This window comes from Acidobacteriota bacterium, assembly GCA_026393755.1.
Lineage (GTDB): Bacteria > Acidobacteriota > Vicinamibacteria > Vicinamibacterales > JAKQTR01 > JBAXOX01.
The window spans coordinates 107,474-116,303 of the sequence record JAPKZO010000024.1 but is presented as its reverse complement, the minus strand read 5'-3'; the positions used below and the strand labels follow the sequence as shown (position 1 = coordinate 116,303).

General features: G+C 64.0%; 7 protein-coding genes and 1 pseudogene. 2 read left to right on the top strand and 6 right to left on the bottom strand.

Annotated features, from left to right (window positions below):
• On the bottom strand, positions 1–381 hold a 381-nt coding region (locus NTV05_09870), incomplete at its 3' end, for a DNA cytosine methyltransferase (protein MCX6544703.1).
• A gap of 299 nt (positions 382–680) precedes the next feature.
• Between NTV05_09870 and groEL the strand changes: the two are divergent.
• Positions 681–1,016 (top strand): annotated as a pseudogene (gene groEL, locus NTV05_09865) (chaperonin GroEL).
• A gap of 218 nt (positions 1,017–1,234) precedes the next feature.
• On the opposite strand, the gene NTV05_09860 reads toward groEL, so the two are convergent.
• A complete protein-coding gene (locus NTV05_09860; GenBank protein ID MCX6544702.1) occupies positions 1,235–2,080 on the bottom strand; it encodes an energy transducer TonB in 846 nt (281 codons plus the stop codon).
• Between the two features lie 137 nt (positions 2,081–2,217).
• Entirely contained in the window at positions 2,218–2,676 is a 459-nt protein-coding gene (locus tag NTV05_09855) for a hypothetical protein (GenBank protein MCX6544701.1), read from the bottom strand.
• 104 nt (positions 2,677–2,780) lie between these two features.
• Between NTV05_09855 and tatA the strand changes: the two genes are divergently transcribed.
• Complete coding sequence (gene tatA / locus NTV05_09850) at positions 2,781–2,936, top strand: twin-arginine translocase TatA/TatE family subunit (GenBank protein ID MCX6544700.1); 156 nt, start codon at positions 2,781–2,783, stop codon at positions 2,934–2,936.
• A gap of 27 nt (positions 2,937–2,963) precedes the next feature.
• Here tatA and selB read toward each other — a convergent pair whose 3' ends face one another.
• The 3 genes from selB to NTV05_09835 form a co-directional block, all read right to left on the bottom strand.
• Entirely contained in the window at positions 2,964–4,919 is a 1,956-nt protein-coding gene (gene selB, locus NTV05_09845) for a selenocysteine-specific translation elongation factor (protein MCX6544699.1), read from the bottom strand.
• A gap of 90 nt (positions 4,920–5,009) precedes the next feature.
• Entirely contained in the window at positions 5,010–7,259 is a 2,250-nt protein-coding gene (rnr, locus tag NTV05_09840) for a ribonuclease R (protein ID MCX6544698.1), read from the bottom strand.
• Positions 7,256–8,596, bottom strand: coding sequence for a DUF4147 domain-containing protein (locus NTV05_09835; GenBank protein ID MCX6544697.1), 1,341 nt, complete (start codon positions 8,594–8,596; stop codon positions 7,256–7,258). Before NTV05_09835 ends, rnr begins: the two co-directional genes overlap by 4 nt.
• Between the last annotated feature and the right edge of the window lie 234 nt (positions 8,597–8,830).

Sequence of the window (8,830 nt, the reverse complement as noted above, 5' to 3'; positions counted from 1 at the left end):
TATTGGATTTCTTTCATTCAATTTCCTCAATAACAAAGCGTAATTTTCAGGAAGACTATGTCGTGGGTCATCTTCTTTTTGAAAAACATTAGAAACGCTAAAACTTTGACAAGGAGGTCCCCCAATAACTCCAAATGGTTTGATCTCATGAACAATCATGTTGTCAAGATCAATGATTTTTAATATTGAAATATCTGCTTTTCGTGCAACACTTTTACGAAAATTAGCCTTAAATGTTTTAACACATTCCTCATCAATATCGATAGCAAGCTCTGTATTGAACCAAGCCTGGTCAAACCCTTTATCTAAGCAGCCTGGCCCACAAAACAGACTAAGCAAGGGGAATCTATTTTCACAACCAGATTTGCGTGTTCTATCCATAGGTTAAACTCACAGGTTGGGTGGCCAATGGTTCCTTCTTCCGAAATATTTTAATTTTATCATAATTATTCCTCTCTCCCTACAGGTCCAAGAGGAAAATTTCCAATCTCTGACTGAATCTGGTATGTTGGTCAAAGGTTTAGGAATCCTATAGGGTATTTAGGGGGCCATATGAGCGAACAAAAAAAACCTGGAAAGATTGCATTAGCAATTCTTAGAATGCTAAAAGAGCATCCCAATGGTCTCAATAGTTACGAAATCAGAGAGCGACTGCCAAAAGAAGAACAGGTAAAACAAGAACAGTTAGGCAGGTGGGCATCAACATCGTGAAGCGGGCGATCGAAGAGCCGCTGCGGTGGATCGCCCAGAACGCCGGACAGGAAGGCTCGATCGTCGTGCAGAAGGTCAGAGAAGGCCAGGACGACTTCGGCTTCAACGCGCTGACCGACAAGTACGAGCATTTGGTGGCGGCCGGCGTCATCGACCCGACCAAGGTCGTGCGCTCGGCACTCCAGAACGCCTCGTCGATCGCGTCGTTGCTGTTGACGACCGAGGCAATCGTGGCGGACATTCCGGAAGAGAAGAAGGACAATCCGATGCCCCCGGGTGGCGGCGGCATGGGCGGGATGTACTAAGAGCGGGATTCCCGCCTCCGCCCAGAGCCTCTCGCAGGGCTTCGGCGGACAAGCGGGGTTCGGGAGTCGGGAGTCGGCCTGAACCACTTCCGAGACCGATCGCGACAGATAGTGAAGCGGCCCGGTGGGCTAAACGCCCGCCGGGCCGCTTGTGTTCATGCACAGCCGTTCGAGAGCAGTCGCCCCAGGACCGGGCAGGCGTTCGGCGATGCGGTGTGTCAGTAGAGATTGAACCTGAGCTCGATGGTGACCAGCACGGCCACCGGCTGCCCCAACCGCTTGCCCGGCGTAAATCGCCACTGGCGCGCCGCCTTGACCGCCTCTTGATCGAGACCGAAGGTCGAGTCGAGCGAACGGACGACGCCGCACTCCCCCACCGTCCCGTCCGCTTTGACCACGCAGTCCAGGTAGACCACGCCCTGGATCTTGGCGCGCATCGCCTCGGCTGTGTACCGCGGCTTGACTTCCGTCTTCAGAACCGGATTCTCGATGCCGCTGCCGGGCCGGTACGCGCCGCCACCGGTGCCGCCGCCCCATCCGTCTCCGATTCCCGATCCGGAACCGCCGCCGATTCCCGTCCCAGTTCCAGTCCCCGAGCCTCCGCCGGTTCCGCTGCCTCCCACGTTGACAGGAGCCGACTCGTCAAGGGACTTGGCCGGCACGAGGAAGTCCGGCATCGGAACGACATTCTCCGGCATCAAGGTGGGCTGAATCTCGGGCTTCTTCTGCTTCGGCACCACCACCTTCTTGAGAGGCGGCTGGATCGTTCGGTTTCCGCCACCTCCGCCACCCCCGCCAGGCCCCGGCTGCTGGAGATAGACCACATCGATCACAGACGCAGGGTTCCGGAGGTCTACGGGAGGCCCCGGCGCGAGAGCGACGTACAGAAGCGCAGCGACGATGATGGTGTGGAAAGCGAACGAAAACCCCAGAGATCCGCTCATGCGGGGAGCCTGGGTCTCGAACGAAAACTGAACCGGTCGGGGGTGCAGATGGTCCAGTTGCACGGACACATGGCCGACCGACTTCGTCGGTGCCGGAGTGTTGGCCGTCAGCTTGGACATGGACTGCACACCCGCTTCATTGATTGAACCGCAGCGGCGGTCACTGCCTCCGATGCAAGACCGCTACCAAACGTCCCTCCAGTAACTACGCCCGCCTTCGCTGATCTGTTTCGTTCGATGACAGCACGTCCGTACGGTTAGACGCGGCCAGCCCACGCGCCGATCGCGGCGTTTCCACCTCCGAACGACAGCATCACCGCCAGAGCGTCCGACGCCCTGGCCGGATCTTCGACGGCCACCAACACCCCGCCCCGCTCGGTCAGGGTCTCGTAGATGAGTCCGTCGTGCGGCTGGAACCCCGCTCTGCGCATCGCTGCGGCCATTCCGATCCGTCCCAGATCGCGAGCCCCCCCCTGAAGGGCGCCCATCAGACTCCCGACTCCGTGCACCGCTCCGACTTTCGGCAGTTCCAGGCGCTCGGGGCTGACTCCGGTCATCTTTTGGACGAACGACTCCGCTTCAGGGCCGTCCTTGATCAGGACGGTCATCACCGACGACTGAAAGCCCTGCTTGCGCAGCGCCTCGATGCCCCGTTCTGCCCATGCGGCATCCTTGAATACGCCCACCGTAAACAATGTCTGTTCGACCTTCGTCATTCGCGACTCCACATATCCCGTATCAGTAACGCCAGAGGATCTCATCTAACTGTACGCCTGATGCCGCATGGCTTCAAGGTTCAATACGGTGCTACAATTCGCTCATGAGACTTGGTGTTCCAGAACTCCTGATCATTCTGGCGATTGCCATCCTGATCTTCGGAGGCAGCCGGCTGCCCGAACTCGGCCGCGGCATCGGCAAGGCCATCCGTAATTTCAAGGATGCCACCAACGACGGCAGCGGCGACAAACGCGAGTAGCCGTTCGTCGCGCGTTCCCGCGATTGGCTAGAGGAAGACGCGGCTGTCCCCGACGCGCCGCGTGACGCGTTCCCGATCGAGATACTCCAGCAGCGGAATCGCGTACTTCCTCGAGATTCCGTAACGATCCTTGAACACGGCCACGTCCAGCCTTGCGGCCGGGTGGTTTCCCGTCTGCTTGAGCGCTGTCATGTCCTGCTTGAGCTGCGCCAGTGCCTCCTGGTGGAACAGGAACGTCTCAACCCGAATGAGCACGCGCTGCCGCACCAGCAGCGCCGTTATTGAATCCGCCACATCAGCACCGAGCGCCAGCGCAGCCGCCGCGTCCTTGAGGTCGGGCGGCCTCAGGCCCGCCTCGCGATAGATCCGCTCGAGCCCGTCGCGCGCCGCCTTTTCCTCTCCGATCACTTCCACCCGATGCGACGCGAGGGCCAGCCGGTCGGTCGCCACGATTCGCCCGGAAACCACCAGATCGGCAACCACGCGGTCGAACACCCCAGCGGCGGCGTGCGCGCACAGCCGCTCCCGCACGTGTTCACGCGGGAGACCGTCGGTGAGCGGCTGAGCACGATGGTACTCGGCGAGATTCGCTACGATCGTGTCCGACAATCTGGCGAGCGCGGCGGTGGCCACCAGACTCCGCTCCACCCGGACGACGCGACCCTGGTCCTCGAAGTGCGAGGCGATAGAACGAGCGACGTCGGGCGATAGACCCAGGCGGGAGACCAGCGAGGTGAGCGGCACACCGGTGATGTCCGCCTCGTCGAGCAACAGCTCGAGCCCGCCTGTTTCCGGTATCCCCGCACCAGCGGCTGCCGCCAGCCGGTCCAGTCGTCTGAATCGGTCGCGGCCGGCCGGCGTCCGGATTCCGATTCTCGGGGCGATCGGATCGAGGACACTGCCGCCCGCAATCGTGACCGAGGGCGAGTAGGCGCGAAGGATGAAGCGGTCGCCGCCGACCAGCACCAGCGGCGATTCGAGGCGGAGGCGCACGTAAGCGGCGCGACCGGGGGGCACCTCGGCGACAGATAACTGGTCGCCGCTGGTCCGCTCGGCCACGAGTGACGAAATCGCCACGCGCCCCAGCGCCTCGCTGGTTCCCTGATGCACACGGACGCGAGCCCCGTGCCGGATCGGCCGTCCCGACGCCAGCACCTCGATGCGTGCATCACAGACCCGGGTCGCGACAAAATCGCCGGGCGACACCAGCGTGTCACCGCGCGTGATGTCGGCGACCTCGACGCCGCCCAGATTGACGGCAACGCGTTGCCCGGCCTCACCGGTGGCCTGTTTGGTCCCATGCACCTGGATGCCGCGCACCTTCACGCCGAGCCCCGCCGGCAGCGCAACCAGATCACGATCGGCGGCAAGCGTGCCAGACACGAGCGTTCCGGTCACGACGGTGCCGAAGCCTTTGACGGAGAACACCCGGTCCACTGGAAGCCGGACCGGACCATCGGCGGGACGCCGCCGGCTCGTGCGGCCAAGCTCGGCCAGCGCGCCCCGCAGCGCATCCAATCCGGCGCCCGTCCGTGCCGACACGGGAATGACGGGTGCCTGCTCGAGAAACGACCCCTGCACGAGTTCGCGGACTTCGAGGCGCACGAGGTCAATGACATCGTCATCCACCAAGTCGGTTTTGGTCAGCGCGATGATGCCGGCCGGCACATGAAGCAGGCGACAGATCTCGAAGTGTTCCCGCGTCTGAGGCATCACCGATTCGTCGGCCGCCACGACAAACAGCACCGCGTCGATGCCCCCGACACCGGCGAGCATATTCTTGACGAACCGCTCGTGCCCCGGCACGTCGACAAACGCCACGCTCAAGTCGGGCGTCTGCCAGTGCGCGAACCCCAGATCGATCGTGATCCCCCGCGTCTGTTCTTCCTTCAGCCGGTCCGGATCGGTGCCGGTCAGCGCCAGCACGAGCGCGCTCTTGCCGTGATCGATGTGGCCGGCGGTTCCAACGACGATGTGCTTCATGGTTCGACTCGGCTGTCAGAAACCGGGGCGGTCAGGTGCCCTCGCTCACCATTTCGCCCGAAAGCATCTTCTGGCATCCTGCGGCCCGGCTCAATGGCGGCGACTCTGCCTGGCGCGCTTCGGCTGGCGCGGGGTATGGCGGCGGCGCTCGCTCTTCGGCCGTGCCTGGCTGAGGCGTGCGGTGGGCCGGACACGGCCGGTTCGCATGTGCTCGAGCACTTCGACCAGGCCCAGATCCACCTGCCGACGTTCGCTGTCGACGCGCACCACCTGCACGCGGATGCGATCTCCGAGGCGAAACACCCTGCCGGATCGTTCGCCTTTCAGCACGTGCGCGGTGTCCATGAACCGGTAGTGATCGTCGGTCATCGTCGACACGTGGACGAGTCCCTCGACGAAGTGTTCGATCAGCTCGACAAACAGCCCGAAGGCGCTGACGCCAGTCACATAGCCGTCGTACTCGTCACCGACCCTGTCCGCCATGAAGCGGACCTTCTTCCATTGCACCAATTCGCGCTCCGCGTCCATCGCGCGCCGTTCGCGCTCGGAGGTATGACGCGCGATCTCGGGCATCTGCTCGTCAAGGGCGTCGCGGCGTTCCGCGCCCGGCGTCCCGGTCCTCACCTCCCTGAGCAGTCTGTGGACGACCAGATCCGGGTACCGGCGTATCGGCGACGTGAAATGCGTGTACGCAGGTGCCGCCAGACCGAAGTGGCCCACGTTGCCCGGGCTGTAGCGAGCCTGGGACATCGTTCGGAGCATGAGCAGCGCAATCGGCCGCTCGACCGGCAGTCCTGCAATGCGCTCGATCAGGCGCTGGAAATCACCAGGACGCACGGCCTCTGGCTCCACCCCGAGGCTGTATCCGAGGCTCGACACGAACGTCTCGAACTCGGCCACCTTCATCGGATCGGGCCGTTCGTGGATCCGGTAGAGGGCCGGCGCGCCGCTCTGTTCGAGGTGGCGGGCCACCGTCTCGTTGGCCAGCAGCATGAACTCTTCGATGATTCGATGCGCCACGTTCCGCTGGGCCTGCGTGATGTCCGACACGAGACCTTCCTCGTCGAGCACCAGCTTGGCTTCCGGCAGGTCGAAGTCGATCGAGCCACGACGGTGCCGCCGGGCGTTCAGGATGACGAACAGTTCGCGCATGCGGACACACATCGGCACCAGCGGTTCGTAGCGCGCCATTTCGGCGGGATCGTGATCGGTGATGACCGCGTTGACGGCCGTGTACGTCATCCGGGCATCGCTGTGGATGACGCCGTCGTGCAATTCGTACCGCACGACGTCGCCGTGCGCATCCACTTCCATCAGGCACGATTGCACGAGGCGGTCGACATCCGGTTTCAGGCTGCAGAGCCCGGTGGCGAGTTCGGCCGGAAACATGTGGAGGGCACGTTCCGGGAAGTAGATCGAGGTCGCCCGATCGTACGCCTCCCCGTCGAGGACCGTCCCTTCGCTGACGTAATGCGCCACGTCCGCGATGTGCACACCAAGCCAGTAGTGCCCGTTGGGCAACTGGTCCAGCGTGATCGCGTCGTCGAAGTCGCGCGCATCCTCGCCGTCGATCGTGACGGTTTGCCAGGACCGGAAGTCGGTGCGTCCGTCGAGATCGCGCGGGTGCACGTGCTCTCCCAGCCGCGCCGCCTCGCGGATGGCTTGTTCGCTGTGGGCATCGGGAAGTCCGTGTTTGTAGATGATGACGCGCGTGTCGACGCCAGGCTCGTCCAGGGATCCAAATACCTCAATCACCCGTCCCAGCGGGGGGCGCGTTGCGGTCGGCCATCGGGTGATCTCCACCGCCACCATGTCACCCGCGCTGGCCCCTCGCACATCGGCAGGCAGCACCTGGATGTCCTGGACAACCCGTTTCTCGTGGGGGACCACTCGGGCGCGACCCGCGCGATCGACCTCGAGCCGGCCGACCAGGCTGGCCTGCCCCCGCTCGATCACGCGGACGATCTTGCCTTCCCTCCTCCGCTCGTCGCGGCGGCGCTCGATCTGCACGGCGACGCGATCGCCGTGCATGGCGTCGCTCACATGTGGCGCGGCAACGTACACATCCCCCTCGCCCTCACGGGCATTCTCGGGGACGACGAAACCGTAGCCGCCGGGATTCATCGTCAGGGCGCCGACGACGAGAGCCGTCTGACTGGGCAGCCCGTATTGGTGGCCGCGAATCTGCAGGAGCGCGCCCTCCGCAACAAGCTGGCGCAGCAGGCGGCGGAATGTTACCCGCGCCTCGCGGGGGATCTTGAGCAGTTGGATCAGCTCTCTCCCGGAGGCGGGATGCGCGACGTGCGACTCGATGGCACGAAGAACGTCTTCTTTGGTCACAGGTGTACCGGTCCTGTTCCGGGATCGATCAATGCGATTTGAATATCTCCTACGTTAGTGCGGGTTGGCCCCGTTTTGATCAGGTCAGCCAACGCCTCAAAGAAATGATAGGCGTCGTTCTCGTCGAGAAACGCCTGTGGTGTGAGATGGTGCCGCTCGGCTCGCGCCGATGTGTCGGAGGTGACCACTGCCCCGGCGGCGTCGGTGGGCCCGTCAATCCCGTCCGTTCCGGCGCTGGCGACGGCGACCGCGCCTCTCACCGCCGGAAGCGCCTGGACCAAGGCGAGCGCGAATTCCTGGTTGCGGCCGCCGGTTCCGCTGCCGGTGACGCGAACGGTGGTCTCGCCCGACGACACGACGCAGAGTGGATGTCTGGCGTCAGATGCGATATCACACAGGGTCGCCCCGTACGCCGCGGCGGCGACCCGCGCCTCACCCACCAGGGGTTCGGCCATGATCTGCGTGCGGTAGCCAAGGCGCTCGGCTTCCCTCACGGCGCCCGCCATCGCGTCTTTCCGACCGCCGATGATCCGCGTCTCGGTTCGGCAGAGAGCCGGCGCGCCGGGCACGGGGGACTCGGCCAGTCGACCGGCCGCCCCATCGCGCAGCGCGCCGACGACGCTCGGCGGAAATGCGTCCGTGCCGCCATACCGATCGAGCAGGTCGAGCGCGTCCGCGAACGACGTCGGATCCCCTGCAGTCAGTCCCGATCCGATGACCGACACGTCATCGTCTACCACGTCCGACACAAGGAGGCCGATGACCCGTGCCTGTGTCGCCGCTGCGAGCCGCCCTCCCTTCACCGCCGAGAGGTGTTTGCGCACCGCGTTGAGGGCGTTGATATCGGCGCCCGCTCGCAGCAGCCGCGATGTGGTGACCTGCTTGTCGTTGAGCGAGACCCCCGGGACGGGACGCACCAGCAGCGCCGAGGCTCCTCCCGACACCAGGACCAACATGACGTCTTCGGCGCCCGCGGCCGCGGCCGTCTCGAAGGCGCGATCGCCCGCGTCGAGGCTGGCCTGGTTGGGAATCGGGTGCCCGCCCGCGAACAAGCGCACCAGCGCGGGCAAGCCATCAAGACCGCTCGGCGCCACCGCCATCGCGGTCGCGGGCGGCCGCCCGACCGCGGCCAGACACGCGCGCAGCATGGGACCGGCCGCCTTCCCTGCCGCGATGACGTGCCATCGGGTCGCGGCCGCGATCGTCTCGACCACCGACGGCATTGCCCGCTCAACGCGCAGCCCCGCGTCGGCCGACACGATCGCGGCCGCCGCGATCGCGAGCGCGTGTTCCCGGAGATTGGCAACGGTCAGATTCAGTGTAGTTTCTGACGGCAACAACAGGCCGAGACGCCAGTCACGGCGTCAAAAGATCGAAGAAGGCGGCTGACGACCTCGACGCCGCCATGACAGGTGCATAGACGGTCCAGTTGTCCGAGCACCAGGCAGATGGCGGCCTCGGCGCTGGCAACGGCCCGCTCGGAGTACGCCTCGCGCTGGAGTTGCATGAATTCGCGGTGCTTCAGAAATTCTTCTCGATAGAAATTGGAGATCAGAGTCGGCGGAGAGAAC

Excerpts from the sequence above, each read along its gene's own strand:
- NTV05_09860 (MCX6544702.1), bottom strand. The coding sequence starts at position 2,080 with ATGTCCAAGCTGACGGCCAACACTCCGGCACCGACGAAGTCGGTCGGC.
- NTV05_09855 (MCX6544701.1), bottom strand. The coding sequence starts at position 2,676 with ATGACGAAGGTCGAACAGACATTGTTTACGGTGGGCGTATTCAAGGAT.
- tatA (MCX6544700.1), top strand. The coding sequence starts at position 2,781 with ATGAGACTTGGTGTTCCAGAACTCCTGATCATTCTGGCGATTGCCATC.
- selB (MCX6544699.1), bottom strand. The coding sequence starts at position 4,919 with ATGAAGCACATCGTCGTTGGAACCGCCGGCCACATCGATCACGGCAAG.